This is a genomic window from Microvirga sp. BF8, from assembly GCF_059888585.1.
The window spans coordinates 2,788,333-2,810,427 of sequence record NZ_CM187619.1 but is presented as its reverse complement, the minus strand read 5'-3'; the positions used below and the strand labels follow the sequence as shown (position 1 = coordinate 2,810,427).

Sequence of the window (22,095 nt, the reverse complement as noted above, 5' to 3'; positions counted from 1 at the left end):
CCCCTTAGGCAAACAGAATGTCGTCCGATCCGAACCCGTAGACACCGAGGACACGGAACGTATCCGAAATCTTCATCGAGGCATTCTCTACCGTCCATGTGTCGCCGCTGTGGGAGATCGAGATGTTGTTCTTCTCGCCGTAGCCTTTGAGGACGAGAACGTCGCCACTTGCACCGGACCCGGCGAAGTCCAGAATGGTATCGCCGTTGGCGTGGCCAGCCTCCATGATGAAGTAGTCTTTGTCCTTGTTGCGTGTTCCTATGCCGAGATAGATCTCGGATGCTTTCGTCTGCTTGTTGGTCACGACAAAATCGTCTCGGCCGTCGCCGTTGTAGTCGCCCGGCGTGATCAGGCTTGAGAGATCGAAAGGAGCGAAGGATTTCGTCAGTGAGAAGTGGTTTCCGCTCGAGAGCAGAACAGTCGACACTCCCTGGATGTCGTTGGAATTACCCACCAGATCGTCCCGTCCGTCCCCGTTGACATCGGCCACAAGCCATCCCGATTTCCCAGGAGCGTGGGTGCTCCATGCCCGGGCGAAGACGAAGCTTGACCCGTTCGACAGGAAGACTTCTGTTTTATGCGTGCTCTGGCTGTAGCGGGCGATGTCGGTCTTTCCATCTCCATTGAAATCGCCGACATACCAGGGCGCCGCACTTTTCGAGCCCGTCCAGATGGTCGGCGTGCCGAATCTGGCGCCGTCAGACAGCAGGACCTCGGGGCCGGTGTCCTGATTGGCCCGGAGCAGGTCGTCTTTTCCGTCGCCGTTGAAGTCGCCGACATACCATTGATTGTGGTGGGCGAGCCCGTCGGTGCTCCACACTGTGGGCGCCCCGAATTTCGTGCCGTCCGAGAGCGCAACCTCCGCGCCGTAATAGCCTCCCTTGGAGGGCAGGTAGCGTAGCACGTCGTCCTTTCCGTCGCCATTGAAGTCGCCGACATACCAGGCCCTGTCCCTGGGGCCGCTCAATGTCCAGTTTCCCTGGCCGACGAATTTGGAACCCGTGGAATGGAAGACCTCGGCGGGCTTGCCGGTTTGCGTGCGGATCAGGTCTTCACGCCCGTCGCCGTCGAAGTCACCTGCTTTGAAGGCCCAGGCTCCGCCTTTCGGTGTGCTCCAGCTGACGGGCTTGTTCGTGAAGCCGTCGCCGGCCAGCAGATCGGCCCCGGCGCCGCCGTCGATCTGGTCGTACGCCTGAACCTTGCCGATGGCTGACGAAACCTGCTTGCCGAAGAGGTATGCTTCGCCCTGCGGAGTCGCCCAGTGGGGAATCTCCTTGAAATAGCGCCCGATGTCGTCCGGAGTCTCGAACCAGAACAGCATATTGCCTGTTCGGAAGCTGCCTTCCTCAAGAGCCGTGAGAACTTTGGTCCGCTGAGCATCCTGATCGCCACGCCAATAGGAGGATCTGATGGCTGCGCTGCCGACCGTTTCGCCTGCTGCGAAGGAATTGAAGTCGGTGACGAGCGCCACATGGCCCATTGTCGGATCGACGACCAGCGATTTCTTGCCCGGCTGGCTGATGATCAGCTGAACGTCCAAGCCGGTCGCCTCACCATACCACCCGACCATCGAAACATCGGGACCCTTGTAGCCTACGCCGTAGTTCTGGCCCGGTATCATGAGCTTGAAAAGGTCCCATGCCAGGCCGGTCAGGCTCGGTGCATCCAAGCCGTCCGTCGCAAGCGCTTCGCCAAGCGTATAAGCCGCGTTCGTTCCCGAGGTTTTCAGGTCGTGGGCGAGCGTGGATGCAAAGGCAAGGCGGATATAGGTTTCGGGAAGCTTGCTGAACGCACTGCCGAGGAATGCTTTGAACTGTGCCTTGTACTTAACATAGATCGAGAGAATCGCGTTTGGATTGGCTACGACCGCGGCGAGATCCCCTGAGGAAACGAACGCTCCGGATCTCGCCTTCTCGATTGTGAAGTCTTTAAATCCGTCCTCGTCACGCGATGTTCCGCCGAAAATGATGTCATTGCCGTCAAAGCCTTGAATCTTATCGCTTGCAGCAGTCGCGACAATCTTGTCATTTCCGTTGCTGTATTTTCGCTGATTGAAGTTGTCGTGAAATGGAATAATGGATTTGTTGTTCGTTACGCCGAAGGTTGCGACCTCCGCTTGAGGCGTGGGAAGTTTCGCGCTGGTCCCGCCGTACACCTGATCCCGGTTCGAGTATTCATACCAGTAGAAGAGATGGCCGGCGCGGAAGTCTCCGTGGCTGTATGCGTGTTGAACGCTAGTAGCAAACTCCTCGACCTTCGAGCCACTGGGCGTAAGCGCATTCGTCCTCCAGCCCAGGTACAGCTGGTCCTCTTCGGGAATACCCAATCCGCTGGTCAGGTGATTGATTCCGTCATTTAGAACCAGTCCGAGGACTGTGGGATCCACCATGAGAGTCTTGTATCCCGGCAGAGAGATCAGCATCTCCGCATGACCGCCGACCGGGCTCGAGTTCCAACCGATATGGACTACGCTCGATTTGGATGATGGCGCCAGCTTTTCATAGAGAAGCCAAGTAAGGTCGCAATAACTTGAACACATCAGTTCTTTCTCATGGAGAAGGCCCTGGAGTGAACGGGAGGACGACGGACCATACGGCGCGCTTTCGTAGGCGAATTGTGCACTGAAAATCAGCTTTATGTAATCCTCCGGAAGAGAGCCGAACTTGCTACCAAGATAATGTTTGAAACTGCTTCTCGTAGCTGCATAGACTTCGTCAAAGCGCTCGGGGTTAGATTTAATGCTGCGAATAACGGAAGGTGAGAAGAATGCCATAGTGAGAACCTGGATCTGTCCGAACGGAATAACGTAACGTCTGATACAGGAGCCTCTAATGGAATGCAATATCGTTATATAATGCGTTTGAGGTGGACGAGCCTCAAGCTATTGCTGTTCCCGTGACGCCTCGATTAGAAAGCAGGATGGGAACCGAAGAACCGAGGAGTGGCCGATAAATGCTGGAATATGACGAAGGGAATATCTTCGCAAAGATCATTGAAGGCACTCTTCCTTGCCACAAGGTCTATGAGACGGAGCACGTACTGGCCTTCATGGACATCATGCCCCGCGGCGACGGCCATGTTCTTGTGGTGCCGAAGGCCAAGGCACGCAATCTTCTCGATGCCGATCCAGATGACCTGGCGGAGCTCATCAGAGCCGTGCAGGTAGTTGCGCGGGCGACTAAGCAGGCGCTGAATGCCAATGGCGTAACCGTTCAGCAGTTCAATGAGACTGCTGGTGGGCAAGTAGTATTCCACCTACACTTTCATGTCATTCCGCGCTTCGATGGCATTGCTCTGAAACCCCACACGGGCGAAATGGCAAAGCCAGAGACCCTGGCGAAATTCGCCGCACAAATCCGTGAAGCGCTACCCGAGTAGGGCTTCCTCAGCACGAGACCTGCAAGGGAATTCTCTCGCTGCTCTTCCCATGCACCCTGATCCGTAATTTCCCCGCTTGGCCTGTAGCCATCGCTTGTCCGCAACCGGTTCCACCCATTCCGTCTCGTCGCACAGGGTCACGCCGGGCATGCGGCGGAAAACAGCAATGCCGCCAAAGGGCGGCCAATGTTTACTCTATTGGGAAAGCGCTGGCAGGTAGATCAATTGGGTCCCATCGCGCCATGGACAGGATACCTTCATCGCTGGAGGGTTCTCAAGAAGGCGGAGAGCTGACTTTCGGCACCTTGTAGAGAAGCCGAACCTAGCGCTCAGCTGTTCGCCAGGCCAGTGGCGATCTCCTCGCTGCTCTTCCCTGCGCCATAATCCGTAATCTCCCCGCGCGGCTTGTAGCCATCGCTGGTCCACAACCGGTTCCACCCAGCCTCCACCGTCTCCACCCATTCCGTCTCGTCGCGCAGGGTCACGCACGGCACGCGGTGGAAATAGGCTTCCTTCTGCAGGCCGCCGGAATCGGTGAAGACGGCTGCGCAGTTGTGCGTCAGCCAGGCCATGTCGAGATAGCCGAGCGGGTCGATGAGACGCACACCCTCGGGAACGAGGCCGCTTTTCTCCATCAGCTTGCGGGTGCGCGGGTGCACCGGCATGACGATCGGTATCTCGCGTCCGCGGTCGGAGAGCCATTGCATCACCCTGGCGAAGCGCGCGGGATCGTCCGTATTCTCGGCCCGGTGGATGGTCGCGACCGCGTACGCTTTCGGCGTCAGGCCCTGCGTCTCCAGGATGCGCGAGCGCCCCTTGGCACGTTCGACCGCTGCGAGCGTCACGTCGTACATGACGTCGCCGACGTGATGAACGCCTTTCGTGACGCCTTCCGCCTTGAGATTGTCGACGGCCGTCTGCGTCGGGCAGAACAGCAGGGCGCTCAGGTGATCCGCCACGACGCGGTTGATCTCTTCCGGCATTCGCCGATTGAAAGAGCGCAACCCCGCTTCCACATGCGCGACCGGGATGTGAAGCTTCGATGCGGCGAGGGCGCCGGCCACCGTCGAATTGGTGTCGCCATAGATCAGCACCCAGTCGGGCTTCTCGGCAACCATGACCTCTTCGAGCTTTTCCAGCATCCGTCCCGTCATCGCGCCGTGGCCAAGACTGTTGACCTCGAGGTTGTAGGCCGGTTTCGGAATATCGAGTTCCTCGAAGAAGATGTCGGACATGGCCGCGTCGAAATGCTGCCCCGTGTGGACGAGGATTTCGCGGAAGCCGCCATGGGCCCGCAATGCGTGGCTCACGGGCGAGGCCTTGATGAACTGGGGCCTCGCTCCGACGACGGTCAAGACGCTTCGTGACATCTCTTTGTTTCCTGACCCATGTGCCGTACCGGCCGATGGGGGTGCAACGTCAATTCCAATTCAGCGAGCGCTCGACGGCCTTTGTCCATGTACGATAGAGCCGGTCGCGCTCCTCGGCAGACATCGACGGCGTCCAGCGTCGATCCACGGCCCAGTTGCTGACCAGATCGTCCGTGCCTGCCCAGAAGCCGGTGGCGAGGCCGGCGGCATAGGCGGAACCGAGAGCCGTGGTCTCGACGATTCTCGGACGCACCACCGGCACGTCGAGGATGTCGGCCTGGAACTGCATCAGGAGCTCGTTGACGACCATGCCGCCGTCGGTGCGAAGTTCCGTCGCTGCAATGCCGGTATCCTTGGTCATGGCGTCGAGCACCTCGCGGGTCTGGAATGCGGTCGCCTCGAGCGCCGCGCGGGCGATATGCCCCTTGGTGGCAAAGCGCGTCAAGCCGCCGATCAGGCCCCGGGCGCCCGCATTCCAATGGGGGGCGTAGAGCCCGGAAAAGGCGGGCACGATGGTGACGCCGCCATTGTCCGCAACGCCACGGGCCAGCGGCTCGATGTCGGTGCTCGACTCGATGAGGCCGAGATTGTCTCTCAGCCACTGCACCAGGGCCCCGGCAATCGCGATCGAGCCCTCGAGGGCATAGACGGTCTTCTTCTGTCCGAAGCGATAGCCCACGGTCGTCAGCAGGCCGCAGGTGGAGGGGTAGGGGTGCTCGCCGGTATTCATCAGCATGAAGCAGCCGGTGCCGTAGGTGTTCTTGGCTTCGCCCGGCTGGAAGCAGGCCTGGCCGACGAGTGCGGCCTGCTGGTCGCCAAGGATGCCGGCGATCGGCACGCCCTTCAAGGGTCCCACGGCCTCGCCGTAGACCTCGCTCGACGAGACGATGGTCGGCAGACAGGCGCGCGGGATCTCGAACAGAGCGAGGATTTCGTCGTCCCAGGCGAGCTTGCGCAGGTCCATGAGCTGGGTGCGGCTGGCGTTGGTCACGTCGGTGATGTGGCAGCGCCCACCCGTCAGGTTCCAGACGAGCCAGGTATCGATGGTGCCGAACAGAACGTCGCCCGAGGCCGCCTTGTCCCGGGCGCCGGGTACGTTGTCGAGCAGCCAGCGCAGCTTCAGGCCGGAGAAATAGCTTGTCAGCGGCAGGCCGGTCTTGTCCCGCAGGCGGTCGGGCCCACCGTCCTTGGCATATTCCTGTACGAGCGGATCGACGCGCGTGTCCTGCCAGACAAGGGCGGGGTAGAGCGGCTTGCCGGTGGCCTTGTCCCAGATCAGCGTCGTCTCGCGCTGGTTGGTGATGCCGATCGCGTCGAGGTCCGAGGATGTCAGGCCCTTCCTTGCCAGGGCCTCTTCGACCACGGCGAGCGTGTTGTGCCAGATCTCCAGGGGATCGTGTTCGACATGCCCCGGCCGGGGGTAGATCTGCGCGTGCTCCTTCTGCGCGATCGAGACGATGCCGCCGCTCCGGTCGAAGACGATGAAGCGGGTGCTGGTCGTGCCCTGATCGATGGCGCCGACATAGTGAGCCATGATGTCTCCCCAGGAATTCCGAGCGTACGATTTATTGGGCCGCGACGGAGGTCGCGTTGCGCCTGTCGAGATAGCGGTCGATCTTCGCCGGGGTGCCGGCCGGAACGTGGAGACCGAGCTTGGAGCGCCGCCAGAGGATGTCCTCGGCGCTGCGTGCCCATTCCCGGCGCACGAGATAATCCACTTCGGCCGCCGTCAGCCCGGCGCCGAAATCCTCGCCCAGATCCGTCATCGTCTTGGCGGTGCCGAGAAGTTCCTCGATCCTCGTGCCGTAGGCCCGCGATAGGCGATAGGCGAGGGCCTCGTGCAGGAACGGCCAGCGCTTCTTCACGTCCGCGAGGAAACGGTCGAAGTCCGCATCCGGCATGTCGCCGCCCGGGAGTTTGGCGGTCTCCGTCCAGGCGGGCTTCATCGCCGGGAAGTACGGCTTCAGTTCGTCGAGCGCGTGCTCGGCGAGCTTACGGAACGTCGTGATCTTGCCGCCGAAGATGGACAGGACCGGTGCCTGTCCTTCGGGCCTGTCGAGATCGAACACATAGTCGCGTGTCACGGCGGAGGCGTTGATCGAGCCGTCATCGAAGAGTGGGCGCACCCCGGAATAGGTCCAGACCACGTCTGCCGGCGTCACCTCGCGCTGGAAGTGATGGTTCACCACGTTGCAGAGATACTGGATCTCGTCGTCGCTGATCGTCACCTTCCTGTCGGGGATCGACTCGACGGGAATGTCGGTGGTGCCGACGAGGGTGAACTTGTCCTGATAGGGGATCGCGAACACGATGCGCTTGTCCGTGTTCTGCAGGATGAAGGCCTGCTCGGTCTCGAACAGTCTCGGGACGACGATATGGCTGCCCTTGACGAGGCGCACGTTCTTCTGGGTGTTGAGGCCGAGCCGGGCGTTGAGCACGTCGGCGACGAAGGGCCCGCCGGCATTGACGATGACCCGCGCACGAACCTCCGTCGTCGCGCCGGTCTCGACGTCCTGCAGGTTCGCCACCCAGGTCTCACCATCGCGGTGGGCGGAGACGAGCTTGGTGCGGACGCGGATATCCGCCCCGCGCTCGGCGGCATCGAGCGCGTTCAGCGCCACCATGCGGCTGTCCTCGACCCAGCAGTCGGAATACACGAAGGCGGTATCGAAGCCGGGCTTCAGGGCCTTGCCGGCCGGATGACGCGTCAGGTGGATCGTCTCGGTTCCCGGAAGGCGCTTGCGCGGCGCAAGGTGATCGTAAAGGAAAAGTCCGAGGCGGACGAACCAGGCCGGGCGGATCCCCTTTTCGTGAGGCAGGATGAAGCGCAGCGGCCAGATGATGTGAGGGGCTGCTTCCAGGAGGCGCTCACGCTCGAACAACGCCTCACGTACGAGGCGGAATTCATAATATTCGAGGTAGCGCAGGCCGCCATGGATCAGCTTGGTGCTGGCTGAAGACGTATAGCCGGCGAGATCGCCCTGCTCGCAGAGGACCACGGAGAGACCCCGGCCCCTCGCATCGCGGGCGATGCCCGCGCCATTGATGCCGCCGCCTACAATCAGAAGATCTGTCACTGTCGTCACGAAACGGGTCTTTCCTTCGAGCCGGGGCCCTCCCGGCCCTCTGCACATGTTTCCTTTAGCCGTCTAAGGCAAGCAAAAACTGAACTATGTTCACGCCCGGCGGGCGAGGGCGAGGTTTAGCACAAAAGCTGCCAGAGCGCAGAGGGCCATGGCGAGGCAGGCCACGAGCACCGCGCCGTACCCGCCCCACCAGACCCATAAGGCACCGAACGCGAAGGGCGTCGTGGCCATGGCGATCCGCACGGGCGTGGCGATCATGCCCTGGATCGCCCCGTAGTTCTCGCGCCCGAACAGCTCCGGCGGCAGAAGCGCCCGGACGATGGTCATCATGCCGTTGGAGGCGCCGTAGAGCCCGGCGAAGACGGCGATCAGCCAGGATCCGGGCGGGATGAAAGGCAGGAGGGCAAAGGCCAGCACGCTGAAGACCATGGTCAGGACCCCAAGGGCCCAGATGCTGACCGATCTCTCGCCGAAGGCCATGGCGAGGCGCGCGACCACCTGCGCCGGCCCGATCACGGAAAAGGCAGCGACCGCCGCGTCCAGGGTAAACCCGCGCTCGATCAGCAAAGGGATCAGGTGGAGTGGAACGCCTGTCGAAATCATGCCCTGGGCGATCGAGGTCGCCACGAAGCACCAGAAGGAGGCGTTGCGCAGGAGATGCCTGAGGTCGGCGGGCGGAGGTCTGTTGGCGGGCGCATGGGCCTGTTTGCGGCCCGCGGCGGGTGGAATGGCAAGGGCGTGGATCACGCCGCAGACGCCGAGATTAAAGGCCGCCAGCACAAGAAGGGCGCTGCGCCAGCCCAGGGAATCGATCAGCAGATGGGTGAGGGGAATGAAGACCGTGCTGGCGAAGCCCCCGACCAGGGTCATCACGGTGATGCCGCGTCGGGCGAGAGGGCCGAGCCGCCGGGCAAGGATCGCGAAGCCGGGCTCGTAGAGGACCGCGCTCATGCAGGTGCCCAGCCCGATCCAGATCAGGACGAAGAGGGGATAGCTCTCGATTCGCGACCAGAGCGCGAGCAGGAGAGCGGCAAGGACCGAGCCGCCGGTCATGACGGCGCGGCCATAGCCGAGATCGATGAGCCGGCCGACCGTCACGGCCGAGAGGGCGGAGGAGCCCAGGGCCATGGAATAGGCCCCGGTCAGGGCCGATTTCGACCAGCCGAGCTCCTGGCCCATGGGTTCGATGAACAGGGCGAAGGCATAGAAGATCGACCCGTAGGAAACGAGCTGGGTCAGGGACAGGGCGGAAACGAAGCCCCAGGGCATGCGGACGGGGGAGGACATCGAGGGTGGCCTTGCCGTTCCAGCACGCGGCCCCACCGGCGGGACCGCGCGTTTGTTGGTCGGCTATGGGCTTTATGTCAGCCGTTGCGGTTGACGAACAGGCCTCGAAGCCTCATATGCACAGGGACGGCGTCAGCGCTCCTCCCGGAGCCGCTTGAGCGGGGCTGCGTGACGGATATCCCAAAGTGGAGACCCCGGCCCCCTTCTTCAATCGCTTGACCGTACGATAGCCCCATCACGCGGGTTGTCGCCCCGAGCCCAAGCAGCGCCCATTCCCAACGGCAGACCTTGCCTTGCGGCTCCCCGCATCTGTTCGAAAGACCGAATCCTTGACTCTTTTTACCGATTTCGGATTGGCACAGCCGATCCTGAACGCGCTGACGGCCGAAGGCTACGAGAAACCGACCCCGATCCAGGCGCAGACGATTCCCTATGCGATGGAAGGCCGCGACGTTTGCGGCATCGCGCAGACGGGAACCGGCAAGACGGCGGCCTTCGCCCTGCCGATCCTCAACCGCCTCAACGAGACGCCCCGTGCCCGCATCCGCAAGAGCTGCCGGGTCCTGGTGCTGAGCCCGACCCGCGAGCTCGCCGGCCAGATCGCCGACAGCTTCCGCACCTATGGCCGCAACCTGAAGCTCACCACCGCGGTGGTGTTCGGTGGCGTGACCATCGGCAAGCAGGAGCGTGAGCTGTCGACGGGCGTCGACATCCTCGTGGCCACGCCGGGCCGCCTGCTCGATCTCGTCGACCGCAGGTCCCTGAGCCTGCGCGATGTGGAAATCCTCGTTCTCGACGAAGCCGACCAGATGCTCGATCTCGGCTTCATCCATGCCTTGAAGCGCATCGTCACCCTGCTGCCGAAAGAGCGTCAGAGCCTGTTCTTCTCGGCCACCATGCCGAAGACGATCTCGACCCTGGCGGACGCGTTCCTGCGCAATCCCGCCAAGGTCGCCGTGACCCCGGTCGCGACCACCGCCGAGCGGGTCGAGCAGAGCGTCATGTTCGTGGCCACAGGCCGCAAGCAGGCGCTGCTCGAGATTGTCCTGCAGGACAAGGCCATCGATCGCGTCCTCGTCTTCACGCGCACAAAGCATGGCGCCGACAAGGTCGTCCGGTCCCTGGACAAGGCGGGCATCGTCGCCGCTGCGATCCACGGCAACAAGTCCCAGCCGCAGCGTGAGCGCGCTCTTGCCGCTTTCCGCAACGGCACGTGCCGGGTACTCGTCGCAACCGACATCGCCGCCCGCGGCATCGACGTCGACGGCGTGAGCCACGTAATCAATTACGACCTTCCGAACGTGCCGGAATCCTATGTTCACCGCATCGGCCGCACGGCCCGGGCGGGCGCGGACGGGCTCGCGATCTCGTTCTGTAACGGTGAGGAGCGCGCCTACCTGAAGGATATCGAGAAGCTGACCCGCATGCAGGTGCCGGTCGCGGCGCTGCCGGAAGGGTTTTCGGCCGGGCCTATCGCCGACGAGGCTCCGGAGCCGCAGCGCAGGCCGCAGCAGCAGCGTGGCCGTCCGGCTCCCCACGCCCGTGGCCACCAGGGCCACGGTCAGGCTCGGGATGCGGATCCGAACGCCGAGCGGGGTCCCAAGCGCCGCCGTGGTCGCGGCGGACAGAAGCCTGCCGCCGGTCAGCCGAACGGCCAGCGCCCGGCGGCCCAGAACGCTCAGGGCCAGCGGCAGCCTCAGCGTCCCTCCCAAGGCCAGCCGAACCGCGCGCGCAATGACGGGCGTCGTGACGGCGCGCAGGTGGCATGGCTCGAAAAGGGTCCCCGCCGCTGATCGACTGCGGTTGCAAAACCCTGAAAGGCGCCCTCCGGGCGCCTTTTCTTTTGTTGGAATCGGTGTGGAATTGTCACCACCGTGAGAAGAATGCGAAATCCGAGCGCATCGGCCGCCAGGTCTGGACCTGGCGCGGCTCCGCCAGCAGGTCGGGCAGGCGGTCCCAGAAGGCCTTCCGATACTCGCGTCCGATCTGCACATTGGTCACGTCGTCGAGATCGGCCCAGGTTTCATAGAGCATGAACCGTCTCGGATCCTCCGGGTCCTGATGCAGCACCGCATTGATGAAGGTCGGCTCGTGCCGCATGGCGTCAAGAACGGGCGTCAGGAGGGCCAGGAATTCCTCGCCGCATCCGGGCTTGAGCCGGAAGCTAACGATAAAGGCGAGCGGTCCGCTGGGAGAGGTCTGTGCCGGGGCTCCGGTGATGTCGATTGGCGTTTCGTGTTTCATGGTCAAGTCCTTCGCTTCGGTCCGTGATGCGCGGAGAATGCCGTCGGATCGATGCGAAGGACATAACCTGGGAGGTAATGAGCCAGCCTATTCCCGGGAAAGGGCTGGCCATGTGCGCGTGCAGCCACGGGGCTGCGGATTTCGCTGCATCAGGGCCGATTTCTCTCGGACCGCCAGCACGATGGCGAGGGCGAGGAGCGGGAAGATCGTCGCTACGAAGCCGAGATCGGCCATGCGTCCGAGCGCCATGGTCTGGCCTCCGACCAGCGAGCCGAAGGCGACGCCGAGATAGAGAGCGGAGGCGTTGAGGGAGAGCGAGACGGAGGCGCTCTCCGGATCGAGGGCGACGATGCGACTGGCCTGGGTCGGAGGCACCATCCAGGCAAAGATCCCCCACGGGACGGTAAGGGCCAGCAGCACCGGCCCGGCAAGGGGCGGGGACAGGGTCTTGACGACGACCGACATCAGGACCAGCACCACACTGACGGACAGCGTCGAAAAGATCAGCGTCGGGCGCGCGCCGAAACGGTCGGCCGCCTGCCCGCCGAGAATGTTGCCGAGCGCCGAACCGATTCCGAAGGCGAGCAGCAGCACGGGAATCGTCGCCATCGACAGGCCGGCACCCTCGACAGCAAGCGGCGCGATATAAGTGAAGACCGTGAAGCCGCCCGTCAGGCAAAGGAAGGTCGTCCCAAGAAGCGGCAGCATGCCCGGACGCAGGGCGACGGCTGCGCGCTGTCCCAGGGGAATGCGCGATCCGCGGAGGTTACCCGGAATCTTGACCAGAAGGGCGAGAGCGGCGCAGGCGCTGAGGACGGCGATGGCGGCGAAGGTGCCGCGCCATCCCGTCACGGTCGCCAGCAGGGCGCCGATCGGTGCCCCGAGGGCGACTGCGACCGTGGTTCCGCCGACGACCACGGAAATGGCGCGCGCCCGGCGATCGGGAGGCGACAGGGCAATAGCTGTCGCCTGCGCCGTGGCCGCGTAGAGCCCGGCAGCGGCGGCCATGAGAATCCGGGCGAGGAGGAGGGCAGCAAAGCCCGAGGCGAGGGCGGCCATCAGGTTGCCGGCGGCGAAGAGCGCCATCGTTCCGGCGAGGACATGCCGCCGGTCGACTCCGCCGAGCAGCGTGGCGAGGACCGGGGTGCCGAGGGCATAGGCGAGGGAGAAGGCCGTCACGAGCGTGCCTGCCTGGGCGATCGAGATCCCCGCTTCCGCGGAAATCTCGGGCAGCAGGCCCGCGATGACGAAGCCTTCCGTTCCCACCGTGAAGGCGCCGAGCGCCAGCCAGATCAATTGAGAGAACATGACGAATCCCATTTGTTCAACAATCATTGAACAAATGAACCATCCGCCGGGTCTTGGCAAGGCTTATTCAAAGATCGTTGAACATTGAGATTTCCGCAAGCCTCGCTTAAATGAGAGTCATGCGCGATCCTTTCCATCCTCCGGCGGATTCCCTCGACCTGTCTGCGATCCTGTCCGCCCTGAGCGATCCGACCCGTCTGACCATCCTGGTCCGCATCGCGGATTCAGACGGGGAGGTCCGGTGCGGCAGCTTCGGCGACATCGGCACAAAGTCCAACCTCAGCTATCATTTCGCGAAGATGCGGGAAGCGGGCCTCGTGAACGTCCGAAACGAGGGGACATCGCGCTATATGTCTCTGCGTCGCGACGACATCGAAACGCTTTTTCCCGGATTGCTCGACCAGCTGATCGCTTCCGCTCGGTCGACGGCGTTCCGGGGCGAGGAGGCCGGTGCGGATCAGCCTGTGACGTCGGACGGGCCTCGCGAGGCGTCCGCAAAGAGCTGATTTCCCTTGACCGGCGCAAAGAAAAGGGGGCCGGATGGCCCCCTTCCGTGTTGCTGCCACACCCGCATTCAGAAGCGATAGGTGACGCCCGTGCCGATCAGCCACGGATCGATCCTCACCTTGCCCGTGACGAGGCCGCTGTTTACGTTGACCTTCGGCTCGAGGAACAGCTTCTTCACGTCGAGGTTGATGCCCCAATGCCTGTCGATCATGATGTCGACGCCGGCCTGCAGGGCGAGGCCGAAGGTGTTGTCCAGGTCGAAGCTGTTAAAGCCGCCCTTCGCTTTCTCGTTGAAGAACACGGTGTAGTTGACGCCCGCGCCCAGATAGGGCTTCACGTTGCCCAGCCCCGTGAAGTGATACTGCAGCATCAGGGTCGGCGGCAGCAGCCATGCATCGCCGATCCGCGTGCCGGCCAGGGTGCCCGCGCCCTTCACACGGTGGGGCGTGACGCCGAGGACGAGCTCGGCAGCCAGATTGGGCGTGAAGAAATAGGTGATGTCCAGTTCCGGGACCACGGAGGTCGAGATGTCGACATCGCCGCCGGGCACGCGCACGCCACCGAGTTTGAGACTGGCATCCTCCTGCGGATTCACGACGAGCGCGCGCCCGCGGATCATCCAGGGACTCCAGGTCTCGACGACAGGCGGAGCAACCGGCGCGGGAGCCGCGCTGCGGGTCGGAAGATCGCCCGCCTTGGCGACGAAGGGCATGGCGGAGAGCATGGCCGCGGCGAGGACCGCGACGCAATTGGAACGAGGCATGACGCTTAAAGACTCCAGTTCTGCGCGGTCCCGAATCCGGTTCCGCGCGGGGTACGTGCCAGACGGTCATGCACGTCGCGCCGTGAGTCGGACTTGATCTGAATCAATTTCGGCGGGAGGTCGCGTCCTTTGCAAAAACCCGTGGCTGTTAAACAACATGAGGGCTTCGCCACGGGATGTGCCGGTCCCTGCTGCACGTTCGCCGAAGGAAGGACGAAGCGCCAGCGCGGACAGTGTCGGACGCGCTATCGAGGTCACGCGACCAGAGCATTGTCCTGTGAAGCGGGAGCCGGGCCACCGTCAGAGAATGCGGCAGAGGAAGACTGTCGAAAGTGCTTCATGTTCCCTGCGGAAGGCAGTCCGCGAATGGGTAAGGGACCGCGATGCGGCGATGGCGGCAGCAGACGATCGAGGGCGTTTCGGTCCGGTGCCGTGCGCGTCAGCTCGACCTGCGTGGGGCGTTGGCGGTGGCTCCGAGGCCCAGTACAGCACCTTCCCGAATGATCGTCTCCGAGGTCACGACCACCCAACCGGTTCTGGACCTGAAAATGGACACGACCCGGCCCGCGCCCGGAAGAAAGCTGCCCGGCGTGACCTCGCGCATCCCGCCCGGGCCTTCCACCAATGCGCTTCGCCTCAGGATCTTCCGCAGAACATAGCCCCGACCCGCATTCTTGTCCGATGCGTCGGCGTCCATCTCGCCCTGGGCCTGATCGTCCGCAGCGGCAGAGGTGCTGCCAACCGAGCCGGTCGTGACCGGGTCCTGATCCTTGAACCGGAACGCGATGCGTCCCTCGCTGCTCGGCTCCGCGCCGGGGAGCGACGGCACGGCCATGGGAAAGTCCGATCTCCCCACGCCGCCCTGGAGCGCATAGCCCGCGAAAGCCATCGAGGATATGGCGAGGGTGCAGACGAGCCCGAGAGCGACGCGGCCCGCGAAAGCGTCCCGCCTGCGGAGGATATCCTCCATGCGCAGGTTGCGCGGCCGTTCCGCGTCCGCCGTCCGGCTGTTGGCGCGCACCACTTGCCAGAGCACCTTCTCGAAAGGAACACGCATGGGCGGCAATCTCGCTGAGGACAATTCGCCGCGAGTTTTGACGCAGTAGGATTAACAAATCGTCAACAGGACGGTCCCTTGAGTGCGGCTTCCCGACGCCATCTCCACCTGCGGGAAGCTGCTCTCCCTGCTGCGCCGCATGTTTCGACAGGGAACCGGAGCCCCTTCTCTGGCGTGGGACGAAGTGCCCTGCGGCAGAAGCCATCATCCGTCGACCTTCATGACCCGTGTTCATCGTTGCGGAACGATTTCGTCGCAGTCTGACATGCACTTCCGCCGCTTGGAGCCTGTGGGCGCGTGCAGGGCGCGGCCGTCGGGAACTCGAGGGTTTGGGGACATACCCTTGACGAATTCAGCATCCCCGGTTGACGAGCACCGGATCCCGACGCTCTAAATTGCCTGCCCATGGCGATGCCGGGGCGGACGACCGCTCCCCATTTCGGAGGCGCGGCGGGGAAAAGCCCAGAAATGGCTTCAACGCACAAGGAGCACGCAATGGCAAAGAACACGATCTGCCTCTGGTACGACAAGGACGCCGAGGCTGCCGCCCGCTTCTATTCCGAGACCTTTCCTGACAGCGTGGTGACGGCGGTGCATCGTGCGCCCAGCGACTACCCGGCTGGCAAAGCGGGCGACGTGTTGACCGTCGAATTCACCGTTGCGGGCGTTCCCTGTCTCGGCCTCAACGGAGGCTCCGCGTTCAAGCATAATGAAGCCTTCTCGTTCCAGATCGCCACCGACGATCAGGCCGAGACCGACCGCTACTGGAATGCCATCGTCGGCAATGGCGGCCAGGAAAGCGCCTGCGGCTGGTGCAAGGACAGATGGGGAGTGTCCTGGCAAATCACGCCGCGCGTCCTGATGGAGGCGCTGGCGGCAGGTGGCGACCAGGCCAAACGCGCGTTCGATGCGATGATGCACATGACGAAGATCGACGTCGCCGCGATCGAGGCGGCGCGGCGCGGTTGACCCTTCCCCTGTAGGACAGCACATCGTCTGCGGAATCGGACCCGCTCGTCACTGGCGTTGCCCTTCGGGTCGGCACCATGGGCGACCAGCCCGGTGGTCCCAACGGGGCTTCAGGTGCTCCTGCGTTGCGCGGCTCGATGCTTCGCGATGGCCTAGTGATAGGGGTCCGCTGCGTCGCGCAGGCCGTCGCCCATGAAGTTGAAGGCGAGCACGACGATCACCACCGGTACGATCGGAAAGAGAAGCCAGGGGTGGAGCTGCACCGCGGCCAGGTTCTGGGCTTCGTTGAGCAGCACGCCCCAGCTCGTCACGGGCGGGCGCAATCCCAGGCCCAGGAAGGAGAGGGCCGTCTCGCCGAGGATCATGGAGGGAATGGCGAGGGTCGCCGAGGCGATGAGATGGCTCATGAAGTTGGGGATGAGGTGGCGCGCGATGATGCGCGATTTCGAGGCGCCCATGAGTTCCGCCGCCTTGACGAAGTCCTCTTCGCGCAGGGAGAGGAGCTTCGAGCGCACGGCGCGGGCGAGGCCCGGCCAGTCGAGCATGCCGAGGATGATGGTGATGCCGAAAAAGACGAGGATCGGGCTCCAGTTGGCCGGTAGCGCCGCCGAGAGAGCGAGCCACAGGGGCAGCTCCGGCAGGGAGCGCAGAATCTCGATGAGCCTCTGGATCACGTGGTCGACCCACCCGCCGAGATAGCCCGCGAGGCCGCCGAAGAAAAGACCGAGCGTGAACGATACGGCAATCCCGACGATGCCGATGGTGAGCGAGATCCGCGCGCCGTAGATGATGCGCGAGAAGAGATCGCGCCCGAGCCTGTCGGTCCCGAGAAGGAACAGGGTGCCGTTCTCGGGCGGGCAGAACAGATGCAGGTTCGAGGTCACGAGACCCCAGAACTCGTAATAGTCGCCACGGCAGAAGAAGCGGATCGGCTCGGGCCTGGTCGTGTCGGTGGTGTAGACTCGCCGGAAGCTCTCCAGGTCGAAGGTGAATTCGTAGGGATAGACGAACGGCCCCACGAATTGCCCCTCATGCATGAGGTGGATCCGCTGCGGCGGCGCATAGATGAAATCGCCGTTCCGTTTCGTCTGATTGTAGGGCGCGATCACCTCGACGAATGGAATCAGGAGATAGAAGGCCAGGAGCACGAAGGCCGCTGCCACCGCGACCTTGTGGCGGCGGAATTTCCACCACATCAGGCGCCAGGATGACGCGCGGTAGAAGCTCTCGTTCTCGATCCCCGCCGGCTCGGTGGCGCCGGGGTCGAAGGGGTCCTTGTTGACGTAGTGCCGCTTGAGCGGCATCGCCTCGTTCATCGGCCGCCTCCCATCCGGATCCGCGGGTCGAGCCACGCGAGAAGCAGATCGGAGACCAGCATGCCGAGCACGGTGAGCACTGCGACGAACATCAGGATGAAGCCCGCGAGGAACTGGTCCTGGCTCTTCAGGGCGCTGAGCAGGATCGGCCCGACGGTCGGCAGGCTGAGCACGAGGGAGACGAGCACGGAGCCCGAGACCAGGTGCGGCAGGAGGTTGCCGATATCGGCGATGAACGGATTGAGGGACATGCGGAAGGGATATTTCAGCAGGGCCTTGCCCGGGGCCAGTCCCTTCGCCTTCGCTGTCACGTAATATTGCTTGCCGAGCTCGTCGAGAAGGTTTGCGCGCATGCGCCGGATCATGGCCGCCGTGCCGGCAAGACCGATGACCAGGGTCGGCACGACCAGATGGGCGAGGAGTGATTGAATTTTACCCCATGTCCAGGGCTCGCCCGCGTAGCGCGCGTCGAACAGGCCGCCGATGGAGATGCCGAACCAGCGGTTGAAGTAATAGAGCATGATGAGCGCCAGCAGGAAGCTTGGCGTCGCGAGACCGAGATAGCCGATGAAGGTGGCGACATAGTCGCCGATCGAATATTGGCGCGTCGCCGAATAGATCGCGATCGGGATCGAGATCAGGTGGATGAAGATCACGACGGTGACGTTGACCACGAGGGTCAGCCACAGGGCGTCGCCGACCACCTCGAACACGGGGCGGTCGTATTCGAACGACCAGCCCCAGTCGCCCTGCAGCAGGCCGGAGAAGCCGTTCTGGCCCGGCATCACCCCGAGCCACACGAGATATTGCTGCCAGACGGGCTTGTCGAGCCCGTACTGCTTGATGAGGAACTCCGCCTTCGCGGCGGCGTCCGCTTCGCCCTGGGCGCGCAGCTCGGCGATCTGGTTGGACAAGAAGTCCCCGGGCGGCAGCTTGATGATGACGAAGACCAAGGCCGAGATGATCAGAAGCGTCACGAGCATCGTGACGAAGCGACGCAACAGAAAACGGATCATCTGCGAGCCTCTTTCAGGGCAGCCTTGTCCCAGTACATTTCATCCATCCGGTGGATGCCGATCAGTGCTGTCGGCTCCCAGCTGTAGAGAGCCTTGGCCGGCAGACCCTTCAGGCCGTTGCGCACCACGATCGGCTGCAGGGCGCCCGCCACCGTGCCGATGGACCACTGGTTCTCGGCATGATTGCGCAGGATCTCCGTCCAGGCGTCCCGCTGGACGCCGCGGTTCGCCGTGTTCATCCAGATCCTGTACAGGTCGAGAAGGCGCTGCGCCTCCGGAATATCGACCGGCTCGCCGTTCTTGCCCTTGGTCTCCACGTATTGCCCCCATTGCGGCCAGGCGTAATTGTCCTGACGCATGGGCACATATTCGGTCGGGGGCATGATCGCTGTCGGAATGGCGTTGTCGAAGCCTTGCGCGGCGACCATGTTGGTCAGGCCGGCGAAGGCGCGGTTGCGCAGCACCGTCCGATCCTGTGGCTTGACGAAAAGCCGCACGCCGATTTCGCGCCAAAACTCGCCGATGAGGGTGAGCGCGTCGACGATATAGGTGCTTTCCCCGTCCGCCTCGACGATGACTTCGAGTTCACGCCCGTCCGGAAGGAGACGCGTGCCCGCCGCATTGCGCTTCTTCAGGCCGATCTCGTCCAGGAGACGGGAGGCTTCGGCCGGATCGTAGGTGGCATTCAGCTTGCGCAGCCACGGGGAGGAGAGGGGACTTTGCTCCATCACCGTGTTGTTGCCTTCGATCCCCAGGCCGAAGAGGAACACGTTGTTCAGGGTCTTGCGGTCGATGGCGAGCGACAGGGCGCGGCGATAGCGGGCATCGCGGTTCAGGGCGCGCCAGACGGGATCCTTCGCGTTCAGGTCGGGATAGAGCGCCAGTTCGGAGCCACGGGCATAGGGCCACAGCAGCGTCGTGTAGTTCTGGGCCTTCTCGCCCTGCTTGAGGACAGGGATGTCGCTCATGGAAATGCCGCGAAACAGGAGGTCGACCTCTCCTGCATTGGCCTTGGCGGCAAACAGGCTTCCGGACGACACGTCCATGATGATGCGGTCGATGTACGGAAGCTGGTGTCCTTGTCCGTCGACCCGGTGGTAATAGGGATTGCGTTCGAAGACGAAGCGGTTCGCCGGCGCTTTGGTGGTGACGTGCCACGCCTGGAGCACGGGCTCGTTCGGATTGGTATGCTCCTTCATGTCGTCGAGACGGTTGTGAAGGGCGGCCCATGATTTCAGCTTCTGCGCCTTCGCGGCCTCGTCGAGTTTCGCCTTGTCCGCGTATTTGGCATGGAACTGCTTCAGGTAATGGGCGGGACGGTAGATGCCAGGGTCGACCGGTCCCGCGAGATTGGGAAGGAAGCGGGGATTCGGCTTGTCGAACGTGTAGCGGACCGTCCGCTCGTCGAGGACTTCGAACTGGGCGGGCTTGCCCTCCACCATCATGAATTCCGGCACGCCTGCCGGCGACAGGTCCTTGTCGTTGGCGATGTCTTCCCAGTAATAGCGGAAATCCTCGGCGGTGAAGGGATGCCCGTCGGACCACCGGTGACCGGCGCGGATGGTGAAGGTGAAGATGCGGTCGTCTTCGTCGTCGTACTTTTCGAGAAGATCGGGCTGCAGTTCCAGATTGCGGTCGTAGCCGACGAGCCGCGAATAGGCATAGGTCGAGATGTACCGGATGTCCCGGGCGCGGGCGACCAGGGTGACGATGTCCCCGCCATAGGCGCCTTTCGCCTGCTCGGAGACGAGTGGCGCCTGGGGCACGCGTTCGGCAACGGGCGGCAATTCCTTCCCGGCGACTTTCTCCGCGAAGAAGGGTTGCTCCAGAAATTCGGCGGCCAGGGCTGGCAAGGCCGGAAAAGCGAGCAGAAGCGCCAGCAGGCCGGTCCTCAGGCGAAAGCTCTTCGACATCATGCAGCCTCCTCGACGGGGAGCCTCCCCATCCGGACCAGGTGGCCGGGCTCGATTTCCTTCATGATTCCGGGCTCGCCGTCCCGAAGGCGGTACGGCTCCGGCCATTCGCCAGGGTGGGAAAAGCGGTCGGCGCGCAGCTTCTCGAAATCGAGCGGACGGTCGATATCGGGATCCGGAACGGCGGCAAGCAGCGCCTGGGTATAGGGATGGACCGGGTTCCGAAACAGCGACGTCTTCGGCGCCTGCTCGACGATGTAGCCCCGGCACATCACGGCGATGGTATCGGCGATATAGTCCACCACCGCGAGATTGTGCGACACGAACAGATAGGACAATCCGAGCGCCGATTGCAGGTCCTTCAGGAGGTTGAGCACCTGCGCCTGCACCGATACGTCGAGGGCCGACACGGGCTCGTCGCAGATCAGCACTCGCGGCTCCAGCGCCAATGCCCGCGCGATGCCGAGCCGTTGCCTCTGGCCGCCGGAAAAGGAGTGCGGATAGCGCCGGAGCGAGCGACGGTCGAGGCCGACCATGTCGAGCAGCTGCTTGGCGCGATGATAGCGCATCTCCGCATCGCCGACGTCGTGGATCAGCAAGGGTTCGGTCAGGATCTCGTAGACCGTCATGCGCGGGTTCAGGGACGAGAACGGATCCTGGAAGATGAACTGAACGCTGCGGCGATAATTCTTCAGTGCATCGCCCTCGAGCTCGTACACGTTCTGCGGACCGTTCCCGTCGTCGAAGAGAACGCGGCCGGAATCGGGCGCGAGAGCCCGCATGATCATCTTCGAGACCGTCGTCTTGCCGCAGCCGGATTCGCCGACGAGGCCGAGGGTCTTTCCGGCGGGAAGGGTCAGCGAAACGCCGTTGACCGCGTGGATGGTACGGGTCTTGCCCGAGAGCCAGCCGGATCGCAGCACGAAGGATTTCATGAGATCTTCGGCGCTGAGGATCGGACCCCTGGGCTCCGCCCGCTCCGGCCGATGAGCGGTTGCGAGCGTCTCGCTCTTCACCTCGCGGATCGGCGTAAGCCTCTCATTCTCGGCCATCGCGAAACGGGGAACAGCGCGCATCAGGGCCTTCAGGTAGGGATGCTCCGCGTGGCGGAAGATCGCGTCTCGCGGACCGGACTCCATGACGCGGCCGCGATACATGACGACGACCTCGTCGGCGACATTGGCCACGACGCCGAGATCGTGCGTGATGAGCAGGACCGACATGCCGGTCTCCGCCTGGAGCTCGTTGATCAGGTCCAGGATCTGTGCCTGCGTCGTCACGTCGAGGGCCGTCGTCGGCTCGTCCGCGATGAGCAGCGCCGGATTCGTGATCAGCGCCATCGCAATCATCGCGCGCTGCCGCAGACCGCCGGACAATTCAAAGGGGTAGGTCGTCAGCGCGCGCCTCGGATCGGGGAAGCCGACACGGGCCAGCACCTCCTTCGTGCGCTCCAGTGCCTCCGCCTGGGATACCTTCGCATGGATGAGACAGGCCTCGGAAATCTGGTCCCCGATGGTGTGCAGCGGCGACAGGGACGTCATCGGCTCCTGAAAGATCATGGAGATGCGCCCGCCGCGCAGCTCGCGCATGGCGGCGCCGGCGGGATCCAGTCCGGCGATCTCGATGCTGTCGTGCCGCGCTGGATCGTTGAAAGCGATCGTGCCTCCGGCAATGTGAGCCTTCTTCGGGAGAATCTGGAGGATTGCCTGCGCCGTGACGGATTTGCCGGAGCCGGATTCCCCGACCAGCGCCACCGTCCTGCCCTTCGGGATGTCGAAGGACAGCCCATCGACGGCCCGGAAGGTCCCGGTCTCGGTCTCGAAATCGACCGCCAGGTCGCGGATCGACAGGAGCGGCTGGTCCATGAACTCCTCCAGGAGG

The 22,095-nt window shown here is 63.5% G+C and carries 17 protein-coding genes; 4 read left to right on the top strand and 13 right to left on the bottom strand.

Going from position 1 to position 22,095, the window contains the following annotated elements:
• Positions 1–4 precede the first annotated feature (4 nt).
• Positions 5–2,773 carry an FG-GAP repeat domain-containing protein gene (locus AC522E_RS13395; protein WP_500746756.1) on the bottom strand — a complete coding sequence of 923 codons (2,769 nt, stop codon included), beginning with the start codon at positions 2,771–2,773 and terminating at the stop codon, positions 5–7.
• 179 nt (positions 2,774–2,952) lie between these two features.
• Between AC522E_RS13395 and AC522E_RS13390 the strand changes: the two genes are divergently transcribed.
• Positions 2,953–3,378: an HIT family protein gene (locus AC522E_RS13390; protein WP_500746755.1), complete on the top strand. Its 426-nt coding sequence runs from the start codon at positions 2,953–2,955 to the stop codon at positions 3,376–3,378.
• 329 nt (positions 3,379–3,707) lie between these two features.
• Here the strand turns inward: AC522E_RS13390 and wecB are convergent, their stop codons facing one another.
• From wecB to AC522E_RS13370, 4 genes are all read right to left on the bottom strand, one after another.
• Entirely contained in the window at positions 3,708–4,748 is a 1,041-nt protein-coding gene (gene wecB / locus AC522E_RS13385; protein ID WP_500746754.1) for a non-hydrolyzing UDP-N-acetylglucosamine 2-epimerase, read from the bottom strand.
• 49 nt (positions 4,749–4,797) lie between these two features.
• A complete protein-coding gene (glpK, locus tag AC522E_RS13380; protein WP_500746753.1) occupies positions 4,798–6,282 on the bottom strand; it encodes a glycerol kinase GlpK in 1,485 nt (494 codons plus the stop codon).
• Between the two features lie 31 nt (positions 6,283–6,313).
• Positions 6,314–7,834: a glycerol-3-phosphate dehydrogenase gene (glpD, locus tag AC522E_RS13375; RefSeq protein ID WP_500746752.1), complete on the bottom strand. Its 1,521-nt coding sequence runs from the start codon at positions 7,832–7,834 to the stop codon at positions 6,314–6,316.
• Between the two features lie 90 nt (positions 7,835–7,924).
• Positions 7,925–9,121: an MFS transporter gene (locus AC522E_RS13370; protein ID WP_500746751.1), complete on the bottom strand. Its 1,197-nt coding sequence runs from the start codon at positions 9,119–9,121 to the stop codon at positions 7,925–7,927.
• Positions 9,122–9,450: 329 nt separating this feature from the next.
• On the opposite strand from AC522E_RS13370, the gene AC522E_RS13365 reads away from it, so the two are divergent.
• Positions 9,451–10,914: a DEAD/DEAH box helicase gene (locus tag AC522E_RS13365; RefSeq protein ID WP_500746750.1), complete on the top strand. Its 1,464-nt coding sequence runs from the start codon at positions 9,451–9,453 to the stop codon at positions 10,912–10,914.
• A 73-nt stretch (positions 10,915–10,987) separates the two neighbouring features.
• Here the strand turns inward: AC522E_RS13365 and AC522E_RS13360 are convergent, their stop codons facing one another.
• Both AC522E_RS13360 and AC522E_RS13355 read right to left on the bottom strand, forming a co-directional pair.
• Positions 10,988–11,365 carry a putative quinol monooxygenase gene (locus AC522E_RS13360; RefSeq protein ID WP_500746749.1) on the bottom strand — a complete coding sequence of 126 codons (378 nt, stop codon included), beginning with the start codon at positions 11,363–11,365 and terminating at the stop codon, positions 10,988–10,990.
• Positions 11,366–11,452: 87 nt separating this feature from the next.
• Positions 11,453–12,673, bottom strand: coding sequence for an MFS transporter (locus AC522E_RS13355; protein WP_500746748.1), 1,221 nt, complete (start codon positions 12,671–12,673; stop codon positions 11,453–11,455).
• Between the two features lie 119 nt (positions 12,674–12,792).
• On the opposite strand from AC522E_RS13355, the gene AC522E_RS13350 reads away from it, so the two are divergent.
• Positions 12,793–13,179, top strand: a complete 387-nt coding sequence (locus tag AC522E_RS13350; RefSeq protein WP_500746747.1) for an ArsR/SmtB family transcription factor — start codon at positions 12,793–12,795, stop codon at positions 13,177–13,179.
• Between the two features lie 68 nt (positions 13,180–13,247).
• Here the strand turns inward: AC522E_RS13350 and AC522E_RS13345 are convergent, their stop codons facing one another.
• Positions 13,248–13,943, bottom strand: coding sequence for an OmpW/AlkL family protein (locus tag AC522E_RS13345; protein WP_500746746.1), 696 nt, complete (start codon positions 13,941–13,943; stop codon positions 13,248–13,250).
• 439 nt (positions 13,944–14,382) lie between these two features.
• Complete coding sequence (locus tag AC522E_RS13340; protein ID WP_500746745.1) at positions 14,383–15,000, bottom strand: hypothetical protein; 618 nt, start codon at positions 14,998–15,000, stop codon at positions 14,383–14,385.
• 495 nt (positions 15,001–15,495) lie between these two features.
• Between AC522E_RS13340 and AC522E_RS13335 the strand changes: the two genes are divergently transcribed.
• On the top strand, positions 15,496–15,969 hold the full coding sequence (locus tag AC522E_RS13335) for a VOC family protein (protein WP_500746744.1): 474 nt from the start codon (positions 15,496–15,498) through the stop codon (positions 15,967–15,969).
• Positions 15,970–16,121: 152 nt separating this feature from the next.
• Here AC522E_RS13335 and AC522E_RS13330 read toward each other — a convergent pair whose 3' ends face one another.
• The 4 genes from AC522E_RS13330 to AC522E_RS13315 are packed head-to-tail and all read right to left on the bottom strand — an operon-like array spanning position 16,122 to position 22,079.
• Positions 16,122–17,285, bottom strand: a complete 1,164-nt coding sequence (locus AC522E_RS13330; RefSeq protein ID WP_500746743.1) for an ABC transporter permease — start codon at positions 17,283–17,285, stop codon at positions 16,122–16,124.
• A complete protein-coding gene (locus AC522E_RS13325) occupies positions 17,282–18,301 on the bottom strand; it encodes an ABC transporter permease (RefSeq protein ID WP_500746742.1) in 1,020 nt (339 codons plus the stop codon). The genes AC522E_RS13330 and AC522E_RS13325 overlap by 4 nt, the downstream gene beginning before the upstream one ends.
• Positions 18,298–20,217: an ABC transporter substrate-binding protein gene (locus AC522E_RS13320; protein WP_500746741.1), complete on the bottom strand. Its 1,920-nt coding sequence runs from the start codon at positions 20,215–20,217 to the stop codon at positions 18,298–18,300. Before AC522E_RS13320 ends, AC522E_RS13325 begins: the two co-directional genes overlap by 4 nt.
• The gene (locus AC522E_RS13315) at positions 20,214–22,079 is read right to left on the bottom strand and encodes an ABC transporter ATP-binding protein (protein WP_500746740.1); all 1,866 of its coding nucleotides are present in this window, start codon (positions 22,077–22,079) and stop codon (positions 20,214–20,216) included. Before AC522E_RS13315 ends, AC522E_RS13320 begins: the two co-directional genes overlap by 4 nt.
• Between the last annotated feature and the right edge of the window lie 16 nt (positions 22,080–22,095).

What these genes read in the sequence shown, in the direction of transcription:
- AC522E_RS13355 (WP_500746748.1), bottom strand. Translation starts at nt 12,673, where the DNA reads ATGTTCTCTCAATTGATCTGGCTGGCGCTCGGCGCCTTCACGGTGGGA.
- AC522E_RS13360 (WP_500746749.1), bottom strand. Translation starts at nt 11,365, where the DNA reads ATGAAACACGAAACGCCAATCGACATCACCGGAGCCCCGGCACAGACC.
- AC522E_RS13370 (WP_500746751.1), bottom strand. Translation starts at nt 9,121, where the DNA reads ATGTCCTCCCCCGTCCGCATGCCCTGGGGCTTCGTTTCCGCCCTGTCC.
- glpK (WP_500746753.1), bottom strand. Translation starts at nt 6,282, where the DNA reads ATGGCTCACTATGTCGGCGCCATCGATCAGGGCACGACCAGCACCCGC.
- AC522E_RS13350 (WP_500746747.1), top strand. Translation starts at nt 12,793, where the DNA reads ATGCGCGATCCTTTCCATCCTCCGGCGGATTCCCTCGACCTGTCTGCG.
- AC522E_RS13390 (WP_500746755.1), top strand. Translation starts at nt 2,953, where the DNA reads ATGCTGGAATATGACGAAGGGAATATCTTCGCAAAGATCATTGAAGGC.
- AC522E_RS13340 (WP_500746745.1), bottom strand. Translation starts at nt 15,000, where the DNA reads ATGCGTGTTCCTTTCGAGAAGGTGCTCTGGCAAGTGGTGCGCGCCAAC.
- AC522E_RS13315 (WP_500746740.1), bottom strand. Translation starts at nt 22,079, where the DNA reads ATGGACCAGCCGCTCCTGTCGATCCGCGACCTGGCGGTCGATTTCGAG.
- AC522E_RS13320 (WP_500746741.1), bottom strand. Translation starts at nt 20,217, where the DNA reads ATGATGTCGAAGAGCTTTCGCCTGAGGACCGGCCTGCTGGCGCTTCTG.
- AC522E_RS13330 (WP_500746743.1), bottom strand. Translation starts at nt 17,285, where the DNA reads ATGAACGAGGCGATGCCGCTCAAGCGGCACTACGTCAACAAGGACCCC.
- AC522E_RS13325 (WP_500746742.1), bottom strand. Translation starts at nt 18,301, where the DNA reads ATGATCCGTTTTCTGTTGCGTCGCTTCGTCACGATGCTCGTGACGCTT.
- wecB (WP_500746754.1), bottom strand. Translation starts at nt 4,748, where the DNA reads ATGTCACGAAGCGTCTTGACCGTCGTCGGAGCGAGGCCCCAGTTCATC.
- AC522E_RS13345 (WP_500746746.1), bottom strand. Translation starts at nt 13,943, where the DNA reads ATGCCTCGTTCCAATTGCGTCGCGGTCCTCGCCGCGGCCATGCTCTCC.
- AC522E_RS13335 (WP_500746744.1), top strand. Translation starts at nt 15,496, where the DNA reads ATGGCAAAGAACACGATCTGCCTCTGGTACGACAAGGACGCCGAGGCT.
- AC522E_RS13395 (WP_500746756.1), bottom strand. Translation starts at nt 2,773, where the DNA reads ATGGCATTCTTCTCACCTTCCGTTATTCGCAGCATTAAATCTAACCCC.